This window comes from Gloeomargarita sp. SRBZ-1_bins_9, from assembly GCA_039794565.1.
In the GTDB taxonomy this organism is placed as follows: Bacteria; Cyanobacteriota; Cyanobacteriia; order Gloeomargaritales; family Gloeomargaritaceae; genus Gloeomargarita.
The window spans coordinates 73,936-92,977 of sequence record JAUQVX010000008.1; the positions used below are offsets into that span (position 1 = coordinate 73,936).

The 19,042-nt window shown below is 60.1% G+C and carries 23 protein-coding genes, 1 tRNA gene and 1 pseudogene; 9 read left to right on the forward strand and 16 right to left on the reverse strand.

Annotation, left to right across the window (positions count from 1 at the left end; translation table 11 throughout):
- Positions 1–15 precede the first annotated feature (15 nt).
- Entirely contained in the window at positions 16–1,254 is a 1,239-nt protein-coding gene (locus Q6L55_08355; protein ID MEN9258722.1) for a DUF445 family protein, read from the reverse strand.
- A gap of 88 nt (positions 1,255–1,342) precedes the next feature.
- On the opposite strand from Q6L55_08355, the gene Q6L55_08360 reads away from it, so the two are divergent.
- Positions 1,343–2,053, forward strand: coding sequence for a phycocyanobilin:ferredoxin oxidoreductase (locus Q6L55_08360; GenBank protein MEN9258723.1), 711 nt, complete (start codon positions 1,343–1,345; stop codon positions 2,051–2,053).
- On the forward strand, positions 2,050–2,676 hold the full coding sequence (locus Q6L55_08365; protein MEN9258724.1) for a J domain-containing protein: 627 nt from the start codon (positions 2,050–2,052) through the stop codon (positions 2,674–2,676). The genes Q6L55_08360 and Q6L55_08365 overlap by 4 nt, the downstream gene beginning before the upstream one ends.
- Positions 2,677–2,679: 3 nt before the next feature.
- Here Q6L55_08365 and Q6L55_08370 read toward each other — a convergent pair whose 3' ends face one another.
- From Q6L55_08370 to Q6L55_08410, 9 genes are all read right to left on the reverse strand, one after another.
- A complete protein-coding gene (locus Q6L55_08370; GenBank protein ID MEN9258725.1) occupies positions 2,680–2,991 on the reverse strand; it encodes a hypothetical protein in 312 nt (103 codons plus the stop codon).
- 62 nt (positions 2,992–3,053) lie between these two features.
- A complete protein-coding gene (gene cofG / locus Q6L55_08375) occupies positions 3,054–4,007 on the reverse strand; it encodes a 7,8-didemethyl-8-hydroxy-5-deazariboflavin synthase subunit CofG (protein ID MEN9258726.1) in 954 nt (317 codons plus the stop codon).
- Positions 4,008–4,014: 7 nt separating this feature from the next.
- Complete coding sequence (gene psb27, locus Q6L55_08380) at positions 4,015–4,416, reverse strand: photosystem II protein Psb27 (protein MEN9258727.1); 402 nt, start codon at positions 4,414–4,416, stop codon at positions 4,015–4,017.
- 62 nt (positions 4,417–4,478) lie between these two features.
- Positions 4,479–4,898: a hypothetical protein gene (locus Q6L55_08385; GenBank protein ID MEN9258728.1), complete on the reverse strand. Its 420-nt coding sequence runs from the start codon at positions 4,896–4,898 to the stop codon at positions 4,479–4,481.
- Between the two features lie 43 nt (positions 4,899–4,941).
- A complete protein-coding gene (locus Q6L55_08390; GenBank protein ID MEN9258729.1) occupies positions 4,942–5,928 on the reverse strand; it encodes a carbohydrate kinase in 987 nt (328 codons plus the stop codon).
- Position 5,929: 1 nt separating this feature from the next.
- Positions 5,930–6,652: a TIGR03943 family protein gene (locus Q6L55_08395; GenBank protein ID MEN9258730.1), complete on the reverse strand. Its 723-nt coding sequence runs from the start codon at positions 6,650–6,652 to the stop codon at positions 5,930–5,932.
- Positions 6,649–7,650, reverse strand: a complete 1,002-nt coding sequence (locus Q6L55_08400) for a permease (GenBank protein MEN9258731.1) — start codon at positions 7,648–7,650, stop codon at positions 6,649–6,651. Before Q6L55_08400 ends, Q6L55_08395 begins: the two co-directional genes overlap by 4 nt.
- A gap of 97 nt (positions 7,651–7,747) precedes the next feature.
- The gene (gene rodA, locus Q6L55_08405; protein ID MEN9258732.1) at positions 7,748–8,980 is read right to left on the reverse strand and encodes a rod shape-determining protein RodA; all 1,233 of its coding nucleotides are present in this window, start codon (positions 8,978–8,980) and stop codon (positions 7,748–7,750) included.
- Between the two features lie 20 nt (positions 8,981–9,000).
- A tRNA-Ser gene (locus Q6L55_08410) sits at positions 9,001–9,087 on the reverse strand.
- Between the two features lie 115 nt (positions 9,088–9,202).
- On the opposite strand from Q6L55_08410, the gene atpD reads away from it, so the two are divergent.
- From atpD to Q6L55_08430, 4 genes are read left to right on the forward strand one after another with little or no spacing between them, the layout of a single operon-like run.
- Positions 9,203–10,663: a F0F1 ATP synthase subunit beta gene (gene atpD, locus Q6L55_08415; protein MEN9258733.1), complete on the forward strand. Its 1,461-nt coding sequence runs from the start codon at positions 9,203–9,205 to the stop codon at positions 10,661–10,663.
- A complete protein-coding gene (atpC, locus tag Q6L55_08420; protein ID MEN9258734.1) occupies positions 10,660–11,070 on the forward strand; it encodes an ATP synthase F1 subunit epsilon in 411 nt (136 codons plus the stop codon). Before atpD ends, atpC begins: the two co-directional genes overlap by 4 nt.
- On the forward strand, positions 11,067–11,777 hold the full coding sequence (locus Q6L55_08425) for a hypothetical protein (GenBank protein MEN9258735.1): 711 nt from the start codon (positions 11,067–11,069) through the stop codon (positions 11,775–11,777). The genes atpC and Q6L55_08425 overlap by 4 nt, the downstream gene beginning before the upstream one ends.
- Before the next feature lie 22 nt (positions 11,778–11,799).
- Complete coding sequence (locus Q6L55_08430) at positions 11,800–12,369, forward strand: 5-formyltetrahydrofolate cyclo-ligase (protein ID MEN9258736.1); 570 nt, start codon at positions 11,800–11,802, stop codon at positions 12,367–12,369.
- A gap of 16 nt (positions 12,370–12,385) precedes the next feature.
- On the opposite strand, the pseudogene Q6L55_08435 reads toward Q6L55_08430, so the two are convergent.
- Positions 12,386–13,138 (reverse strand): annotated as a pseudogene (locus Q6L55_08435) (methylenetetrahydrofolate reductase).
- A gap of 68 nt (positions 13,139–13,206) precedes the next feature.
- Positions 13,207–14,217 (reverse strand): tryptophan--tRNA ligase, encoded by a 1,011-nt coding sequence (gene trpS, locus Q6L55_08440; GenBank protein MEN9258737.1) that lies wholly within the window; start codon positions 14,215–14,217, stop codon positions 13,207–13,209.
- 78 nt (positions 14,218–14,295) lie between these two features.
- Here trpS and Q6L55_08445 point away from each other — a divergent pair, with 78 nt between their 5' ends.
- Both Q6L55_08445 and Q6L55_08450 read left to right on the forward strand, forming a co-directional pair.
- Entirely contained in the window at positions 14,296–15,204 is a 909-nt protein-coding gene (locus Q6L55_08445; protein ID MEN9258738.1) for a bestrophin family ion channel, read from the forward strand.
- Positions 15,197–16,150, forward strand: a complete 954-nt coding sequence (locus Q6L55_08450) for a bestrophin family ion channel (GenBank protein MEN9258739.1) — start codon at positions 15,197–15,199, stop codon at positions 16,148–16,150. Before Q6L55_08445 ends, Q6L55_08450 begins: the two co-directional genes overlap by 8 nt.
- Here Q6L55_08450 and aroQ read toward each other — a convergent pair.
- Positions 16,059–16,517 carry a type II 3-dehydroquinate dehydratase gene (gene aroQ / locus Q6L55_08455; protein ID MEN9258740.1) on the reverse strand — a complete coding sequence of 153 codons (459 nt, stop codon included), beginning with the start codon at positions 16,515–16,517 and terminating at the stop codon, positions 16,059–16,061. The two genes, Q6L55_08450 and aroQ, sit on opposite strands and share 92 nt — an antisense overlap.
- A gap of 243 nt (positions 16,518–16,760) precedes the next feature.
- Between aroQ and Q6L55_08460 the strand changes: the two genes are divergently transcribed.
- A complete protein-coding gene (locus tag Q6L55_08460; protein MEN9258741.1) occupies positions 16,761–17,657 on the forward strand; it encodes an adenylate/guanylate cyclase domain-containing protein in 897 nt (298 codons plus the stop codon).
- On the opposite strand, the gene Q6L55_08465 is transcribed toward Q6L55_08460, so the two are convergent.
- From Q6L55_08465 to Q6L55_08475, 3 genes are all read right to left on the reverse strand, one after another.
- Positions 17,648–18,469 carry a DNA-formamidopyrimidine glycosylase gene (locus tag Q6L55_08465; protein MEN9258742.1) on the reverse strand — a complete coding sequence of 274 codons (822 nt, stop codon included), beginning with the start codon at positions 18,467–18,469 and terminating at the stop codon, positions 17,648–17,650. The two genes, Q6L55_08460 and Q6L55_08465, sit on opposite strands and share 10 nt — an antisense overlap.
- A gap of 1 nt (position 18,470) precedes the next feature.
- Positions 18,471–18,707 carry a photosystem I reaction center subunit IV gene (locus Q6L55_08470; GenBank protein MEN9258743.1) on the reverse strand — a complete coding sequence of 79 codons (237 nt, stop codon included), beginning with the start codon at positions 18,705–18,707 and terminating at the stop codon, positions 18,471–18,473.
- A gap of 79 nt (positions 18,708–18,786) precedes the next feature.
- The gene (locus tag Q6L55_08475) at positions 18,787–19,038 is read right to left on the reverse strand and encodes a 2Fe-2S iron-sulfur cluster-binding protein (protein ID MEN9258744.1); all 252 of its coding nucleotides are present in this window, start codon (positions 19,036–19,038) and stop codon (positions 18,787–18,789) included.
- Positions 19,039–19,042 lie beyond the last annotated feature (4 nt).

The following is a 19,042-nucleotide window of genomic DNA, read 5'->3' on the forward strand; positions in this document are numbered from 1 at the left end:
TAAGGACCATTGTCACTATACCAGGTTGGCCTGCCACCAGAGCAACAGGGACTGTCCTAGCCCCACTAAAAACCCCAGGATGCCCCCCAAGTTAACAATCGCCTGCAATTCGCTGCGCACGATCCCTTGAATCCCTGCCTCCAGGTCCGCCGGCGACGTGGCATTGACGCGCTCAATAATCGCCCGGTCAATATCCAGGATGGGAATCACCCGGGCAATCAACTGCTCCAGGTCCTTTTCCAGATAGCGCTCGATAATCAGGGCCAATTCTTCGCTGATTAGACTCAAGGATGTTTGCATCACCGGTGAATTGCGCAGGCGGGTGAGGATCAAATGGGCAATCTCATCCCAGTTCAGGGAATAACTCAGGTTTTGAATCAGCGTCGGTCCATCCGTTTGCAAGTACTCCCGCACCAGTTCTCGCAGTTGTTTGCGCAGGCGATGCACCGTCACCACCGGCAAATTCTGTAGCGACAGTTCCTGGAACCATTCCGTCAACCGCCGGCGCAACTCTAGCGAATTCAGCAACTTAGCCAGTCGTTGATTGGCCACTGCCGGTTCCTCGATACAAAACTGCCGCAACCGCAATAGGCCATTGCGCACCCCAAACAAATTGGCCACCACCCAATAGGTTCCCGTCGTTTGTTCCCGCAGGTCTTGGTCAATCACTGCAATCGTTTCCTCCGTGAGGAAATCCACCAGGGTCTGCCGCAGGAGGTCGGGGGTCAAAACCGTAGCCAGCAGCCAATCGGCCAACTGTTCTGCCTGGGTCGGCGACAGGCGAAACTCCAGCAAAAACCGGTCGAAAATTTGGTTGACCTGGTCGGCTAGGAAGTTTTCTTGGCGGGCGAGGATGCGCACCAGCCGGGGCAAGGATTGACCCAGAAAATCCCGGAGAATGCCGGCGAGAATTTTAGCGGTGCGGGCCTTGTAGGCATCCAATTTCACCTGGTTGAGGGCCGTTTGCAGCAACCAGTAAATAGCCGCCTGGGTGCGCTCGATTTGCAATAGACGGCGGGCGATAGTTTGCAGCTCCTCCGGCGTCAGCAGGGAACTGGTAATGGTGTCGGCAATGCGCTGGGCAAGGCGCCCCTGGTTGCTGGGGATCAGCCCCGGCGTAAACGGCACCCGGTAACGACCGATATACCAGGCGCGGTAGGGACGAAACAACATGCGAATGGCCATGTCGTTGGTGAAATAGCCAATGACCGCACCCAGCACCGGGGGTAGGACGTAGTTTAGGGCAATGGCCACAGCTTTCCCAGGGTTTGGCTGCCATTACTTCGATCATAAACGGTGGAACCGGCTGGCTATGCTAGAGAAGAGAGCGTTTTACGTTTCAGTGATTCAGCATCCCTTGATCGAACAGTTGGCGCAGGTGATTCGCCAGAGCTGGCAGACCCACTTGCCTTTGGAACCCTACCCCTTGCCGGCGGATATGGGCTATGTGGAAGGCCAGCTGGAGGGGGAACGGCTGCATATTCGCAACGTTTGTTACCAGAGCCGCCACTTTCGCAAGCTGCATTTGGAGTTGGCCCAGGTGGGCACCAGTCTCGATATCCTGCACTGCGTAATGTTTCCCCGTCCCTGCTATGACCTGCCGGTGTTTGGGGCTGATATTGTGGCGGGCCGGGGTCAGGTGAGCGCCGCCATCGTGGATTTGTCCCCCACCCGGATTGACCGTTCCCTGCCCGAGACTTATGTGCACTTCCTAACCACTCATGGGCCGGGTCCCTTTGAGCAGCCCCGTCCCTTGCCCCCCTGGGGAGATATTTTTTCCGAGTTTTGTCTATTCATTCGTCCGGTCAACGCTAGGGAACAGCAGCGATTTGTGGACTACGTAGCGCAGATACTGGCGTTCCATTGTCAGCAGGCCCTGAGGGCTACCCCCCTGTCACCGCCCTTGCAACAACAGCACCACTGCCAACAGAGCTACTACTGCCGGCAGCAACAGCAAAACGACAAAACTCGGCGAGTGCTGGAGCGGGCCTTTGGCAGCGCTTGGGCTGATCGTTACATGAGTACCGTGTTGTTTGACTTGCCCCAGGCATGATGGACCACTACCGCACCTTAGGGTTGCGCCCCGACGCCACCCCTGCCCAGGTCAAAGCTGCCTATCGCCGCTTGGTGAAGCTCTGCCATCCCGATACCAATCCCCACGGCCACGAACAGATGATCGCCATCAATCTGGCCTACGAGGTGCTGCGGGACCCCGAACAACGGCGCGCCTACGACCAGCAATATCAGCAGCATTGGTCAGCGAAACTCCCTAACCCTGACCCATCACCCCAGCTCTGGTGGCGTCAGGTGTTTCAGCCGGTGGACCAGCGGGTGGGCCGCATTCTCCAGAGTCGCCGTCGGCAACTGGAACGCTTGGCCGCCGACCCCTTTGACGAGACCTATCTGGCCGCCTTTGACCACTATCTGCAGCACTGTCGCCGTACCCTGCAGGAGGCAGAGGCCCTATTTCGCAGTCAAGCCAATCCCCCTTGCCTCGCCGGAGCCGCCAGCAGTCTGTACTATTGCCTCAATCACCTACAGGACGCCCTAGAGGACCTGTACTGGTTCACCCAGAGCTACAGTGAACACTATCTGCAAACCAGCGAGGCCCTGTTTCGTCGGGCGGGGGAACAACGCCAGTTGGCTTGGCAAGCGGTACGGCAGGCTGGATTTTAGTTTTTAGTTCATATCGGTCAAGTGGTCATCAGGGGCCGGGCCGTCAATCCGTTCCAACTGCCAGAGGATTTGATTGCCTTCCCGCCGCACCCGGGAGACGATCCAGTTGCGCCAGGCCCAGGTTTCCCCCCGGCTGGTGACGGCGCTGGCATTCACATCCATCAACGCCGCCAGCTCAGCGCTGGTAATGAAGTAACCCTGTTTGGCGACGATGTCCGCCGTGCGGAGAGTCTCTAACAGCAGACGCAGTTGGCTGATGCGATTTTCCCGGGAGATGACTTCATCGTTATGGGCATTCAGCAGAGTTTCCGACATAAAAGCAGCCCCAGTGGGAAGTGACAACCAATGAATTTTTTACCTTAGACACCGTTAGACACCTAATACCTTACACCAAATTCGGGGGATTGGCTAGAACGGGGCCAAATATGCCTAGAATCACGCCATTTGGGATAAATCGGCAAGCGGGGTTGTAATTCATAGCCGTGGGTCGCCAGGAGCTGCGTCAGCCTGGTCAGGGCAGGATAGGGGTAATCGGGGTTGACTTCATCCCTTGGCCCAATGCCCCCCAAATCCCGGGCGCCAGCGGCTAAACAGGCCAACAACATCTCCGGTTGATCCACCAGATTCGGCGGTACCTGAATGGTGATGTCCGCGGGTAATAGCCGCCGGGCCAGGGCCACCACCGCCGGGAGTTGAGCCAAGGGAAAATCGGCCAGCGCGGTTGGTTGTTGGCTGCCCTGCCGATAGGGTTGCAGGATGACCTCCTGAATATGTCCCCAGCGCCGGTGGACTGCCGCAATCGCCTGCAACCCAGCTTCCCAATCGGCGGCCGTTTCCCCGATACCCAGCAACAATCCGGTGGTAAAGGGAATCCCCAGGCGTCCGGCCTGATCCAATTGCGCCAGGCGTAGAGTAGGGTCTTTGCTGGGGGCGTGGTGATGCACCGGTAAATCCGGGCGCAGCTGTTCCAGCATCAACCCCATCGAAACATTCACCGTTTGCAGGCGGCGCATTTCCCCTTCACTGAGGGGACCAGCGTTAGTGTGGGGCCAGAAGCCTAAGTCCCTCGCCAGCTTGGCCAGTTGGTACAGATGTTCCACCCACTGGGCGCGCCGGGGACTGTGGGGATGCACCTCGCCGCTGAGGATGAGCACTTCCGTGACCTGGGGATGATGGCGCCGGATAGCCCTGAGACGTTCCTGGGCCTGCTCGAGACTCAGCCAGGTATCAGTTCCCGGAGCCACTCGGAAATTGCAGTAGCTACAGGCGTTGAAACATTCGTAGGTCGGTACCAGGGTCACCGCCGGGCTGTAGGTGATGACCGTGGCCATAGCGGGCTCAATTGCCCCGTTTCAGGGCCAACTCCACCTGGTCCAGTTGCTCGTTGATGCGGTTTTTCAGTTTCTCCGGCAGGGGCCGCCCCGGATAGGAGCTGTAGTGTCCCGCCAGGGAATTCAGGGCCGTCCGCAGGGTGGTGAAGGACAGCAGACCGGAAACATGACTATCGCGGCGATAGCGGGCGGCAAAGTCGTTAATCTGCTGCCGGGTTTCACTCTGGATGGCGGCTTTGTTGGGGTCGTCCTCCGGGAGGGCCACTGCCCGGCGTAGGGTTTGCACCAGTTTCAGGGTGTCCTGGGTGTAATCCCCCGACAGGGTGCCCATCCGACCGCTGCATCCGGTCAACAGCAAGCTAACCACCACTACGACACCCAACAGTACAGCTCCCAGTCGCTTCAGCACCCTACCTTCCTCCACACACGTTCCTTTATTGTGGCATCGGGAGGACACCGAAGCAATCGTTGTTACATCGTTTTAGGCGCCTGTCGCTGTTGCCGCCACTGTTGCCGCCGGGCCTCCAGTTGTTGCCGTTGTTCGGGGGTGAGCACGGCCTCGATCTGCCGGCGGGTGTTGGCCCGGATAAGCCGCATCTGTTCCTTCTGGGCTTCAGTGAGATTGAGGGCCTTCATGAATTTGCGCCGTTCCCCCGGCGGTTGGTTTTGGGCTTGTTGCCAGAGTCGCCGTTGTTCGGGGGTGAGCACCTGTTGCATTTGCTGCCGCGCGTTGGCCCGGATTTGGGCAATCCGTTGCCGTTGTTCCGGCGTGAGGTTCAATTCCGACCAGAATCCCCGTCGCTGGGGAGTTTGGGCCACCTGAACGACCCCGGTTGTTGCCACTTCCGTCGCCAGGACCGGTGGGGCCGATAGCAAGCCTAGTACAGCCACGAGTACTCCAAAACCCATAGGTTGCTCCTTTCAAGGGTGATGTCTATTCAGTTAGACGCCGGGGGCTGGAGGTGGGTTCACCGACATAACGGGCCAAAAACCGCTGCACGACCGCCGGCGACGGGGCTTGGGTGATGGCACCGGGAGCCGTCGTGGAAATGGCCGCGACCGCATTGGCCCAACGCAACGCCTGCTGTAGGCATCCCGCCTCCTGGATCAGACGATTCCCCCAGGTCACCCACTGGTGCAACCAACCAGCGACAAAGGCATCCCCAGCACCGGTGGTGTCCACCGCCTGGACGGGAAAGGCGGGGCAATGGCCCTGGTGAGGACCGACCCAATAGGTGCAACCCTGGGCCCCTTGAGTGACTAAGATCACCTGTAAATGGGGGCATTGTCCGGCAATCGCCCTAGGGTCAGCCGTACCCCACAGCCACCGGGCCTCCTCCGCCGTTGCCTTGACCGCCGTTACCTGCTGCACCAGGGTTTGGGTCACGGACCGGGCCAACCGCTCCTCTGTCCACAGGGTGGGTCGCCAGTTCACATCCAGCAGCGTGATGACCCCCCGTGCAGACGCCCACTCGACCAAAGCGAAGGCCGTTGCCCGGGACTCGGGGAACGCCAGCACCACCCCCTCGATATACAGGCACTGGGGCGGCTGAGCCGGCGGCCGAAACCTGATAAATTCATCCGCAAAGGCCGGACAATCCGGGGGCCGAAAACCGGCGAATTCCCGCTCCCCATCCGTCCGGCGCAGCACCTCCACCAAACGGGTGGGATAGGGTAAGCGCTGCATCAGGGCTGGGCAAACCCGGTGGGCCTGGATGACCTGGAGCACCCGGTCGCCCCAATCATCACACCCGACCGCCCCCAGCAGAGCCGTCTCCACCCCCAACCGCCCCAGGTGACAGGCCACATTCAACCCCGCCCCGCCAGGATAGGGGGTCCAGGACTGCACTTGATCCCGGGGTACCCCTATCTGGTCCGCCAGCAAGTCCCACAGGGCAAAACCGTAACACAGCACCGTCATGTCAGTACAGGTAGGGATTGGCGGGACGCTCAATGGGGGTAATGTTTTCCGCTTGCACCACCAACCGGCGTTTACCGTACACCTCGGCGGTGGTCATCCGGCCCTCCACCCGCAGCCAGGTATCTGCCGGGTATTGCTGCGCTGAACCTGTTGGCACATCCACCGGCAAGCCCACCGGGTAGGCATCGGCGGCGCAGCAGGTGACCACAAAGCGGGTGAGGAAAAAGCGCTGGGGAGGACTTTGGGGGGGATGCACCACAAACCCTTCAATGCGGGCCTTCTGCCCCTGGTAGGCATCCGGTTCAGGATAGACGTTAAGGAGGCGCACCCAATCCACCAACGACCGGTCCTCAGGACGTTGTAGCGGGCGAAACCGTTGGGGCATGGTGCGGGTCAGGGTCAACAATTCCCCGCTTTCCAGAGCCACTTGACTGTTGAAAGGCTGGGGCGTCACGATCAGGCCCACAACGGCGGTGCTCAGCAGCAAAAACCGGCTCCAGGCACGGGGCAGCAGTACCGTTCCTTCCGTCCAGGCCCGCGGTCGTCCCCGTTCTTGCCACTGTTGCCAACCCTGCCAGGCCGTTAACCCCAGCAGGAGCAACCCGGCCCCCACCGTCAAGGGAAAATAATTGGGATGGATCAGCACCGCCAACTGCCCTGTCAACCAGTACTTGACCAGCAGCGCTCCCCAAGCCCCGATGGCCAGCAAGTCCCAACCGTTCATCCCAGGTACAGGTTCATAGCCAAGGTCAACACGAAGGTTAACGAGGACGCCAGCAAAAACAGGTAGAGCACCGCCCGGGGCCGAAAAACCGTCAGGAGCAAGCTCACTCCCTTGAGGTCCACCATCGGCCCGAACACCAAAAACGCCAACAACGCCCCGGTCGTAAAACTCCCGGCAAACGACAAGGCAAAAAAGGCATCCACCGTCGAGCAAATGGAAACCACCGTCCCCAGGACCAACATGGCCAACACCGAGGTTACCGGCCCCTGCCCCAAACTCAAAATCACCTCCCGGGGCGCCAACACCTGCACTGCTGCCGCCACCGCTGTTCCCAAAATGAGCACAGCCCCCAACTCCCGCAGCTCTGTCAAGGCGTTGACCCACACCAATCGCCAGCGCCCCCGCCGGGACAGGAGCCGGGATAGATTCCACCCGTCTGTCTCCAGGGCAACGGTTTTACCCCCGCTCACCGCCCAGAAATGACCCGTTGGCACCCCCACCAGGGCCAATTCTCGGGCCGGGGGTCGGGGCGCAGGCACCGGTATCGCTTGGGCCACCGCCGGTTGTAAAAATGGGCGTAAATCCCGCTGCACCGAAAACACCCAGCCCACCACCACCGCCACCACCAGGGTCAGGAGCATGCGCCCCCAGACCATCAGCGGCTGGTCCCGAAACGCCACCCAGGTGGACCAAAGGACGATAGGGTTAATGGTGGGCGCCCCCAGGAGAAACCCCACCGCCACCGACGTCGGCAGCCCTTGGGTTAACAGCCGTCGCGCCACCGGCACATTGCCACACTCACACACCGGCAACAGACACCCCAGCACCGCTCCCGCCACTGCCCCGGCCAGGGGATGTCGAGGCAACCGCCGCACCAACTTTTCCGGGTCCACCCACAGCAACAAAGCACTGGAAAACAACACTCCCAGCAGCAAAAACGGCAATGCCTCCACCAGCAAACTGAAAAACAACGTCAACCCCTGTTGCCAGGCTGTCATAGCCCCTAACCCAGACCTGCAGAGGAATACCTAATCACGGGGGTGGGCCAGCGGTAACCTCCACCACACCTGTAGCTATTAAACCATCAAGGGGTCCCTAGTACAGCGATTTGCGGCGGTGATTGGCCACCGACTGCACCAGCCCCAGGGCCAGAAAGTTCGCCAGCATGGCCGATCGCCCATAGCTTAAAAACGGCAGGGGAATCCCCGTAATGGGCGCCAAACCGATGGTCATGCCGATATTGACCACCACTTGAAACATCACCATACTGAGCACTCCAATTGCCAGCAACGACCCAAAGCCATCCCGGGCACTGCGGGCAATCAACAACAGTCGTAGGGCCACCAACCAGAATAAAAACACCACCAGCATGGCCCCGATAAAGCCCATTTCCTCGCCCACCACCGAAAAGATAAAGTCCGTGTTTTGTTCCGGGATGAAACTCAACTGGGTCTGGGTTCCCTGGAACAGCCCCTGGCCCCACAGGCCCCCTGAACCGATGGCAATCCGGGATTGGATCAAATGGTAGCCGCCCCCCAGGGGGTCCTTGTCCGGGTCCAGAAACAGGATCAACCGGTCCCGCTGGTAATCCTTGAGCAACCCCCAGAACCAATGCCCCAACTGTCCGGCCACCAGGTTCACTGCCAGGGCCGCAAGGGACCCCCAGTGGGGCCAGGGCAAGCAAAACCAACCTAGCAGGCCCATGACCGCCACCCAGACCCCCCAAGCCGGCAGGGAGAGGGACAGCAAAATGGCTGACACCAGGGGCGAGAGCAGGAGCACAATCCAAGTCAGGGGGATATTCGCCCAGTACAACATGCCCAGGGTGATGGCCACAAAAATCAACGCCGTGCCCAGGTTCGGTTGGATAAACACCAGCACCCAGGGCAAGGCCACCACCCCTATCGCCTGGAGGATGGTCCACAGGGCCGGCGCCCGGGACTTTTCCAACAGGGCAGCCAAGGTCACGATCACCGCTACCTTGGCAAATTCCGACGGTTGTAAATGGAATCCCCCGATGGCGATCCAGCGTTCCGCCCCTAAAGCCGAGGTGCCCACAAACATCACCGCCACCAGCAGGAGGTTGGCCAGGGCATAGGTCAACCAGTGCCAGCGCCGTAACGCCTCATAGGGCCAGCGGGCCAAGACCAACATCACCCCCAAGCCCAGCAGGATGATCAGCGTCTGTTGCCACCAGTCACTGGATTTGTTGCTCCAGCCGGTGCTCAAAAGGGCTGTGACCCCGATGACCGCAAGACTCAATACGGCCGCCAACAGGGTCAGGTCCATATCCTGCCAGGGCCGCCACCAGACCGCACGGTAGGTCATACTAGCGCTTTAGGTCCCCACGGAGAGGGAGGGATTCGAACCCTCGATGACGTTGCCGTCATAACGGATTTCGAGTCCGCCGCATTCAACCACTCTGCCACCTCTCCACATCAGCATCTTTATATTATGGATGCTGGCGCAGGCAACCTGACGACCCAAAGGAGCACCCTAGTGGTACGCTAATAGGAAGCAAGGCTTGTGCGTACATAGGGATAGACACTCATGGTTGCCACTGCGGAACAGGTGAATGTCGGTCGGATTGTGCAGGTGATTGGCCCGGTCGTGGATGTGGAGTTTCCGCCGGGGCGCCTGCCCAAGGTCTATAACGCTCTGCGGATTCAGGGGAAAAACCCAGCGGGTCAAGAGGTGGCGGTGACCTGCGAGGTACAGCAACTGCTGGGGGATAACATCGTCCGGTCGGTGGCCATGAGTTCCACAGATGGCCTGGTGCGGGGGATGGAGGTCGTAGATACGGGTGCCCCGATCTGTGTGCCGGTGGGGGAAGTGACCCTGGGACGAATTTTTAATGTGCTGGGGGAACCGGTGGACGAGAAGGGGGAGGTGCCCCGGACTAAGACCCTGCCCATTCACCGACCCGCCCCTAAGTTTACCGATTTGGAAATCAAACCCTCGATTCTAGAGACGGGGATCAAGGTAATTGACCTGCTAACCCCTTACCGGCGCGGCGGCAAGATCGGCCTGTTCGGCGGCGCGGGGGTAGGCAAGACGGTCATCATGATGGAACTGATCAACAACATCGCCATCCAGCACGGGGGGGTGTCGGTCTTTGGCGGTGTCGGCGAGCGCACCCGAGAGGGCAACGACCTGTACAACGAAATGATTGAGTCGGGGGTGATCAATACCGAGGACCTGAGCAAGTCCAAAATTGCCCTGGTCTACGGCCAGATGAACGAGCCGCCGGGGGCGCGGATGCGGGTGGGTCTGTCGGCCCTGACCATGGCGGAATACTTCCGGGATGTGAACAAGCAGGACGTACTGCTGTTTATTGACAATATTTTCCGGTTTGTGCAGGCGGGTTCGGAGGTGTCGGCCCTGCTGGGACGGATGCCCTCGGCGGTGGGGTATCAGCCGACCCTGGGGACGGACATGGGGGCGTTGCAGGAGCGGATTACGTCCACGCGGGAGGGGTCAATTACCTCGATTCAGGCGGTGTACGTCCCGGCGGATGACCTCACGGACCCGGCGCCGGCGACCACCTTTGCCCACTTGGACGGGACGACGGTGCTTTCCCGGGCCTTGGCCTCCAAGGGGATTTATCCGGCGGTGGACCCCCTGGAATCCAGTTCTACCATGCTCCAGCCCAGCATTGTTGGCGAAGAGCACTACACGGTGGCCCGGCGGGTGAAGGCGACTTTGCAGCGTTATAAGGAGTTGCAGGACATCATTGCCATCCTGGGGTTGGATGAACTGTCTGAGGAAGACCGGCTGACGGTGGCCCGGGCGCGCAAAATCGAGCGGTTTTTGTCCCAACCGTTTTTCGTGGCGGAGGTGTTCACCGGCACGCCGGGCAAGTACGTTAAATTAGAAGACACGATCAAGGGCTTCAAGATGATCCTGGACGGGGAGTTGGACGACCTGCCGGAGCAGGCGTTCTACATGGTGGGGGACATCAACGAAGCCAAGGCGAAGGCGGAGAAGTTGCGGGCTGAGGGCAAAGCATGACCTTGATGGTGCGGGTAATCACGCCAGACCAAACGGTGTGGGACGGTCCAGCCCAGGAAGTCATCCTGCCAAGTATGTCGGGGCAACTGGGGATCCTGACGGACCACATCCCCCTGTTGACGGCTCTGGACATCGGTGTGATGCAGATTAAAGCCGGCGGCACCTGGACGCCTTTGGTGGTGCTGGGGGGCTTTGCCGAGGTGGAAAACAACGAAGTGACGGTGCTGGTCAACGGCGCAGAACTGGGCAGTAGCCTCAAGCTGGAGGCGGTCCAGGCGGAACTGGCGGCGGCGGAAGCGGCTTACGACCAGGCCACAACCCGCAAGGATAAGCTCGATGCCACCCAGCAACTGAAGCAGGCGAAGGCGCGGCTACAGGCGGTACGTATGGTGACACCGGAGCAATGAGCGCGGTTGCCAGTTACGTGCATCCTATTCCTCCCCCCACCGAACCTCTGCAGTACCGGGCTATCGGGGTGTTGCGGGGGCGTTATCAACCTTCGGTGGAACAGTTCACCAAGGGGGTTTTGGTCACCCATGACGGGGTGCAGGTGGATGCGGTGCTGCTGGGGCGGTTGATGAGCTTGGCCAAGAAACGCCTGGACCTGTCCCAGGAGCACCTCTGGGTGGTGTACCCCCGCACCCGCAACAAACCCCGGGTCAAAGCGGGGGAAACACCGCCGGAGACCCCCTTTTTGCCCCTGCACGTGCAGATAATGGGGGTATGGGAACCGGAAGCGCTCCATCCCGAGGAAAACCTGGGGCCGGACCAGGTGTGGGTGGAGGAGGATTATTTTTCCATTCGCGGGGAAGTGGTGCGCCAAAACCAGCAGTTGGGCATTGTGACGGTGCGGATTCGCCGGGCGCCGATGACCCTGACGGGAGCCGCAGAGACCTTTAAGTTGGAACTCAAAGGGACGCTGCCCCAGCCTGGCAAGGGAATGTTCTGGGATTTGCAGGTGCAACGCCAGGGCACGGATTTGGTGATTTGCCAAGCCCATAAGGTGGCGGCCATTGTCCCTACCAAGACTAAGGCCAAGCGTTCGGGTCCCAAGGCCCGGCCATCCCGCCCTGTACCCCCCAAAAAATCGACGCCCGCGATTGAAAAACCCTGAAATTGGCCGTCTGAAGCAGAACTTGCGCGGTTACCTTCGCCAGCAACGGGCGCAACTTTCCCGGGACACCTACCGCCGCTGGAACCAGCAGTTATTAACCCATTTGCAATGGCATCCCTGGTGGCGGTCGGCCCGGCGGGTGTTTGGGTATGTGAGTCTGCCGGGGGAGCCGGATTTGCGTCCCTTGTGGGAAAGGGTGTCGGTGTGGGGTTTACCCCGGCGGGCGGGAGATCGCTTGGTCTGGCACCAATGGCAACCGGATCAGCCCTTGACCCCGGGACGCCTGCCGGAACCTTACCCCGATGCCCCGGTCCTTACACCACAGCCGGGAGATTTGCTGGTGATTCCGGCTTTGGCCTACGACCACCAGGGCTATCGCTTGGGGTATGGGGGCGGCTACTTCGACCGACTTTTAGCCCGACCCGAGTGGCAGGCGGTTTATCGGGTGGGGGTCATTTTCCAATCGTTTCTGGTGCCGGCGTTACCCCGTGACCCGTGGGACCAACCGGTGCAGGCGGTGTGCACAGAGATGGGTTGGTGGGTGCCAAGCCCGCCCGCCGGAGAATCTCCGGGATCAGGTCCTCCCGCTTGACCGCCATGACATGCACCCCCTGGCAGAGTTGCCGCGCCCATTGCACCTGCTCGCTGGCGATGGTGATGCCTTCCTCGAGGGGGTCGGCGGCCCGTTCTAGGCGCCGGATGATGGCTTCGGGGATGTGGACGCCGGGAACGTATCGGTTGATATAGCGAGCGTTTTTGGCGGACTTCAGCAGAAAAATGCCGGCTAAGATGGGACGACCACACCCCTGGGCAATGTGGGTCATGAATTTTTCCAGCCGGTCAAAATCCACAATCATCTGGCTTTGGAAGAACTGCGCCCCGGCCTGGAGTTTGCGTTCAAAACGGCGCTGTAGCCCTGACCAGCTCCCGCACTGGGGGTCCACCGCTGCTCCCGGAAACAAGTAGGTTGGCCCATCCGGCAGGGGTTGATTTTCGCTGTCCACCCCCTGGTTGAGTTTTTGGATCACCTGCAACAGGCGCACCGATTCGTAGTCGTACACCGGCTTGGCGGTGGGATGGTCGCCCGCCTGGACCGGGTCGCCGGTGAGGGCCAAGACATTGCGAATCCCTAGGGCGGCGGCTCCCAGCAAATCAGCCTGTAGGGCAATGCGGTTGCGGTCGCGGCAGGCCAGTTGGTAGATGGGTTCTAGGTGATGTTGCCGCAGGAGGGCAGCTGCTGCCAGGGAACTCATGCGCAAAACGGCCCGGCTGCCGTCGGTGACGTTGATGCCATGCACCCAGGGCTGCAGCAAACGGGCCATGCGCAACAGGTGTTGGGGGTTGCTGCCTTTAGGGGGCATGACCTCGGCGGTGATGAGAAACTCGCCCCGCTGAATCCCCTGCTGGAGACGGCTGAGGGACCCCTGGTTCATACCGGCAGCGCCATCCCCATCGCCTTCTGCACCCGATCCAGCGTGGTTTGGGCCACGTGATGCGCCCGCTCGCGCCCCTCCCGCAACACCTGGTGCAAGTAATCCTTGGCCCCCATCAATTCCCGGTACTTGGCCTGGATAGGACGCAGGTGCTCGATGATCACCTCCGCCAGTAGGGGCTTAAATTCCCCCCACCCCATATCCTTGACTTCTTCGGCGACGGTGGCCTTGTCCTTGCCGCTGAGCAACTGGTACAGGGTCAGCAAGTTATGGCATTCCGGGCGTTGGGGGTTGTCAAATTCCAGGCCGCGAATCGGGTCAGTTTTGCAGCGCTTGATTTTTTTCTGGATCAAGTCGGGGGGATCGTTCAGGTTAATCCGGCTCATGTCCGAGGGGTCGGATTTAGACATCTTGCTGGTGCCGTCGGTGAGGCTCATGACCCGGGCGCCGGTGCGGGCAATCAGGGGTTCGGGGATGGTGAAAACGGGGTCATCCGGGGAGGCAAACCGGTAATTAAACCGCTGGGCGATGTCCCGGGTGAGTTCCAGGTGTTGTTTTTGGTCCTCCCCCACCGGCACCAGGTCGGCCTGGTAAAGCAAAATGTCGGCGGCCATCAGCACCGGGTAATCCAGTAGCCCCACCCCCACCTCTTCCCCCTGTTTGAGGGCCTTTTCCTTGAACTGGATCATGCGCTCCAGCCAGTTGAGGGGAGTGATGCAGTTGAGCAACCAGGCCAATTGACTGTGGGCGGGCACGTGGGACTGGATGAAGATGACGCTCTGCTGGGGGTCCAGCCCGCAGGCCAGATACCAAGCCGCCACGTTGTAGGTATTGTGGGCCAATTCCGCCGGGTTGTAGGGGACGGTCATGGCGTGCAAGTCCACCACACAAAAATAGTTCTCCCGTTCCTGCTGGCCAGCGACCCAGTGGCGAATGGCCCCCAGGTAATTGCCCAGGTGTAGATGGCCGGTGGGTTGGACTCCCGACAGGACTCGCGGACGGCCCATGGCGCCTCTTCTTGGGACTGGGATTTATTGTACCGGCCTGACGTAATATTATGGAGGGAAATCCGGCAAGGACAGCCCATGTGGAGTACCCTGGGTGGGCAGTCATGGCTTCGGGTAGCCTTCCAGATGCGGGGATCAGTCCTGCCCAGGGTAGCCCCCCGGGTGTGGTTATTCATGGGCTATAGCGTCCTGGTCGTCCTGACCCGGCAGATGGGCTGGAAATTACCTATCGGTATCTTGGGGGAAATTACCGCCAATGTGGCCTATAACTTGGTCCTGGGATTACTGCTGGTCTTTCGCACCAATAGTTCCTACGACCGCTACTGGGAGGGGCGCAAGGCCTGGGGCCAGATCATTATTGCCCTGCGAAATTTGGCCCGCACCATCCAAGTGGCGATTCCCACACCGACCGAAGCGGAATGGCGGCAAAAAAAACAAGCCCTCCAATGGCTGATGGCCTTCCCGGTGGCGGTCAAATTGCACCTGCGGCAAAACCCTGATCCCCAGGAGTTGCAAGTCTTTCTCACCCCGACGGAATACGCCGAAATCGCCCCTGTTTTCAACCGCCCGGTTTACATCACCCTCTGGCTAGAGGATTACTTACAACGACAACTGCACCACCGGCGGCTAGATGCCAATCGGGTCTGGGAACTGGACGAAGCCCTCAACCAGCTCATCCAGGGACTGGCCACCTGCGAACGCATCATCCAAACACCGGTGCCCCTGGCCTATGTGATCTATCTCAAGCAATTGATTTTGCTCTACTGCCTGGCGTTGCCTTTGGCCTTGAAGCCGGAGTTGGGTTGGGCGGTGGTGGCCATCACGGGAATCGTGGCCTTTATTTTGATGGGGGTGGAGGAACTGGCCCGGGAGATCGAAAATCCCTTCGGTCTGGATGTGAATGACCTGCCCCTGGAGGACCTCTGCCAGATGGTTCAGCGTAGTATTGAAATGATTAGCCAGTTTCGCCCGACGGCGGATGACTAACGGGCTGACGCTACAACCAATGCTCGGCCGGTGGATGTACGCTCTGGTGCTCTGGCAGGGTTCGGTGCTGTCGCGCATTTGGTCCCTGCTAATCCTGTCTGGCCTGTACGCCGCCGGCATCGTCTGGCTGTGGCAACAGCACGTGCCCCTCCCCCTGGGGTTTTTCGGCGAGTTCACCAACAGCGTGGTTTACAACCTGGTGCTGGGGCTGCTGCTGGTGTTTCGCACCAACAGTTCCTACGAGCGGTTCTGGGAAGGCCGCAAAGCCTGGGGGGATGTGGTGGTGAATATCCGCAATCTAGCCCGCACCATCCAGTTGTGTGTACCGGTGACCACAGATGGGGAAAAGGAGCGGCGACAGACGGTGTTAAACATGTTGCCGGGGTTTGCGGTGGCGATGAAATTGCACCTGCGGGACATGGCCGATCCCCAAGCTTTGCAACCCTATTTCTCCACGGCGCAATTCCACCAACTGGCCCACAGTCGCCACCGACCCCTGCAAATCCTAATTTGGATCCAAGACTACCTGCAACAGGAATTCCACCAAGGACGGATCGATACGGTGCGTCTGCTGGAGGTCAATCAACTCCTCAACGCCCTGATCCAGGGCCTGACCGCCTGCGAACGCATCCGCCAAACCCCCCTGCCCCGCCCCTACGTGATTTACCTGCGGCGACTGATCCTGCTCTACGGCCTGTGTTTACCGGCGGTGGTGGCGCCCAAGGTGGGTTGGTGGACGGTGCCCATTGCCCTGCTGGTCAGTTTTATCCTGTTCGGCATGGAAGAACTGGGCTGCCAACTGGAGGACCCCTTTGGCCTGGACCCCGACGATTTGCCCCTCGACCAGCTTTGCACTACCTTGGCGGAGAATGTGCAGATGATTGCCGGAGATGGGTCACCAACGCTGCCAACCCCCAGCGATAACTCGCCGGTCCAAAGCCACTGACTTGACCCACAGCCACCGGCGCAATCCAGGAATGATGGCGGTAGGGTTCCCGGGCGTAGATATTACTCAGGTGCACCTCCACCGTAGGCAAACCCGTAGCCCGAATGGCATCGGCAATAGCCAAGCTGGTGTGGGTGTAGGCCCCGGGATTAATCAGTAAACCGGCAAACTCCCCTGCCGCCTGTTGAATCCAATCCACCAGCACCCCCTCGTGGTTCGACTGCCGACAGACAAGGGTCACCCCCAATTCCTGCGCTTGGGCTTGCAATTCCTGGTTAATGGCCTCTAGGGTCTGGGCACCGTAAATCGTCGGCTCGCGCTGTCCCAGGAGGTTCAGGTTAGGGCCATGCAAAACCAGAATACGCACCTAGCGGCGGTCATCCACGGGGACGGGCACCGGTTCGGGTTCGGGCTGGGGACCCAACAGGACATCGAGTAAACGGCGTAACCACTCTCTCAGCTTGGCGAGGATACTTTCCATAGGATTCCTTCCCCAATCAACAGCCCGAAGCACCGGTTGTTATCTATTATAGTCAATGCTTCATGGTGGGCGAGGGAGCTTTCCGACCTTGGGCTATGATAGGGTGGGACCCGTTTGACCCCTAGGACCATGGAAAGGGAAGCCACCGTCCTATTCGCCGACATTAGCAGCAGCACTAAGCTCTATGAGACCCTCGGGGATGAGGCGGCCTTGGTCTTGATCAGCGACTGTCTGCAATTACTCTACCAGGTGGGGCGAAAATATCAGGGTCAATTGGTCAAGACCATCGGCGATGAAATCATGCTCTGTTTTCCCAATCCTTCCCTAGCGGCCCAGGCGGCTTTTGAGATGCAAGACCAGGCGGCCCAATTTTTCCACAAACAGCAAGTCCTCTCCGGCTTGAGGATCGGGTTGAATCATGGGCCGGTCCTCACCCAGCAAGACGGGGATATGTTCGGCGATGCAGTCAATGTCGCCGCGCGGATGGTGGAACTGGCCAAGCGCAACCAAATCCTCGTCCCCGCCCCTACGGTTGCCCAGATGGACCCGTCCCTGCCCCTGCAAAAACGACTGGTGGACCGGATGCCGGTGCGGGGCAAAAGCGACCTCATCGAGGTGTACGAAATCCTGGTTCACCCCTCCGATGCTACCTTTGTCAGCGTGGACGCGGCTTCCCCACCCTCAACCCCTACCCTCACTTGCCTGCGTCTGCAATTCCAAGGCCAGGTGTATTATCTGGATGAACGACACCCCACGTTGAGCCTGGGGCGGGCGCCGGATAACGATCTCGTAATTCGCTGTGACCAGGTATCGCGCCAACACGGCCGGATTGAATGGCGGCGGGGGAAATGCGTCCTGGTGGACCAAAGCGCCAACGGCACCTACATCCATGTCGCTGGTCAAGCGCCGATCTATATCCGCCGGGATGAACACCTTTTAACCCACGCAGGCACAATCCACCCCGGCAGTCCCCAGGTGGAGGGCATCCATTACCAATGTCTGACGACGCCAGTGGTTCAATCCTGACAGCGGGGACACCAGTGGCTCGACCGACCCCCAATTTTGGTGCGCTGGATAACCGTACCACAGCGGCGACAAGGCTGCCCTGCTCGCCCATACACCCAGGCCTGATCCAGGTAATGGCCGTTCATCCCCTGCACATGGCGAAAGTGAGCAAAAGTGGTTCCCCCCAGGGCAATACTGGTCTTCAACACCTGGATCACCCCCTGCCGCAGGCGCGCCACTTGCTCCCGGGAGAGATGACAACAGGGAGTCTGGGGGCGAATCCCACCGAGAAATAAACCCTCATCGGCGTAAATATTCCCCAACCCCGCAACCCACCTCTGGTCCAAAAGGGCCGTTTTAATCGAGCGGGAGGTGGACTGGCAGCGGCGAAAGAAAGCCTCCAGGTCCAGGTCCCAGGGTTCTGGCCCCAAACTCTCCAAGCCGGCCACCCCATCGGTCACCTTTTTCCCCGGCGGCACCCACCACCAGCGACCGAAGGTACGTTGGTCCACAAAACGTAACTCGGTGCCACCGTCAAAAAAAACCCGCGCCCGGGTGTGGGCCGTCAGGGGTTGCGGATCGGTCAGCCAGAACAGTTGCCCCGTCATGCGCAGGTGGATGACCCAGTGACCACCGTTGGTCAACTCCCCCAACAAATACTTGCCCCGGCGCCGCCAAACCCGAATCCTCTGGCCCCTCAACCCCTGCTGCAATGCATAGGGCGACCCGACCACACAGTCCGGGCGCAGGAGGACCACATCAGTAATAACCCGCCCTGGCGTAAGTTGGTCTAACCCCCGGCGGATGATTTCCACTTCCGGCAGTTCCGGCAAGCTATTTCCCTTTCTTGGGGGGCGGTTCCACTTCCACCAGTTCGTCCAGGGCAAAGTTGTTGGTGGCCACCCCGCCCTGCTCACCGCTGTAACCGGTGTAGTTCACCTTGTCAAACCGCACGATAACCGGATATTTGATATTGCCGCCGCTTTGGTCAATCGAGGCCACCGTGCCCACATCCTGATACCAGTAGGACTCCTTGCGCAGAATCCGTACCTTGGAACCCCGTTGGATCATACCGTCCTCCCATACACAGGCTGTTTTTTAGCTTAAGGCCACTGCCGCCTCAGTGCCACCTCCCCGGTGCTAAGAATTATTACCAGGTGGGGTCCTGGTAGAGATAGACCGTCAGGTGAGTCACCCCCGCCGGAATACTGGTCAAGCAAGCCTGGACGGTCTCCAGCCCCGTCGCCGGGGATTCCCAATCCACCAGACAGGCGTAGCAGGCCCCCATCAGACAGCCCGTGGGAATCATCACCCCCGCCCGGCGCGCCACCCCGAGTAAAGATTCCCCCGCCGTTGCCACCACCGTTACGTCATCCGGCAAAAAACGCACCTGGACCGCCATGGGG

Bases quoted from the DNA above. Each gene is read 5' to 3' on its own strand.
- Q6L55_08445 (MEN9258738.1), top strand. From the start codon at position 14,296: ATGTGGAGTACCCTGGGTGGGCAGTCATGGCTTCGGGTAGCCTTCCAG.
- atpD (MEN9258733.1), top strand. From the start codon at position 9,203: ATGGTTGCCACTGCGGAACAGGTGAATGTCGGTCGGATTGTGCAGGTG.
- Q6L55_08460 (MEN9258741.1), top strand. From the start codon at position 16,761: ATGGAAAGGGAAGCCACCGTCCTATTCGCCGACATTAGCAGCAGCACT.
- trpS (MEN9258737.1), bottom strand. From the start codon at position 14,217: ATGGGCCGTCCGCGAGTCCTGTCGGGAGTCCAACCCACCGGCCATCTA.
- Q6L55_08390 (MEN9258729.1), bottom strand. From the start codon at position 5,928: ATGACGGTGCTGTGTTACGGTTTTGCCCTGTGGGACTTGCTGGCGGAC.
- Q6L55_08370 (MEN9258725.1), bottom strand. From the start codon at position 2,991: ATGTCGGAAACTCTGCTGAATGCCCATAACGATGAAGTCATCTCCCGG.
- cofG (MEN9258726.1), bottom strand. From the start codon at position 4,007: ATGGCCACGGTCATCACCTACAGCCCGGCGGTGACCCTGGTACCGACC.
- Q6L55_08450 (MEN9258739.1), top strand. From the start codon at position 15,197: ATGACTAACGGGCTGACGCTACAACCAATGCTCGGCCGGTGGATGTAC.
- Q6L55_08470 (MEN9258743.1), bottom strand. From the start codon at position 18,707: ATGATCCAACGGGGTTCCAAGGTACGGATTCTGCGCAAGGAGTCCTAC.
- Q6L55_08475 (MEN9258744.1), bottom strand. From the start codon at position 19,038: ATGGCGGTCCAGGTGCGTTTTTTGCCGGATGACGTAACGGTGGTGGCA.
- Q6L55_08400 (MEN9258731.1), bottom strand. From the start codon at position 7,650: ATGACAGCCTGGCAACAGGGGTTGACGTTGTTTTTCAGTTTGCTGGTG.
- rodA (MEN9258732.1), bottom strand. From the start codon at position 8,980: ATGACCTACCGTGCGGTCTGGTGGCGGCCCTGGCAGGATATGGACCTG.
- Q6L55_08395 (MEN9258730.1), bottom strand. From the start codon at position 6,652: ATGAACGGTTGGGACTTGCTGGCCATCGGGGCTTGGGGAGCGCTGCTG.
- Q6L55_08425 (MEN9258735.1), top strand. From the start codon at position 11,067: ATGAGCGCGGTTGCCAGTTACGTGCATCCTATTCCTCCCCCCACCGAA.
- atpC (MEN9258734.1), top strand. From the start codon at position 10,660: ATGACCTTGATGGTGCGGGTAATCACGCCAGACCAAACGGTGTGGGAC.
- Q6L55_08365 (MEN9258724.1), top strand. From the start codon at position 2,050: ATGATGGACCACTACCGCACCTTAGGGTTGCGCCCCGACGCCACCCCT.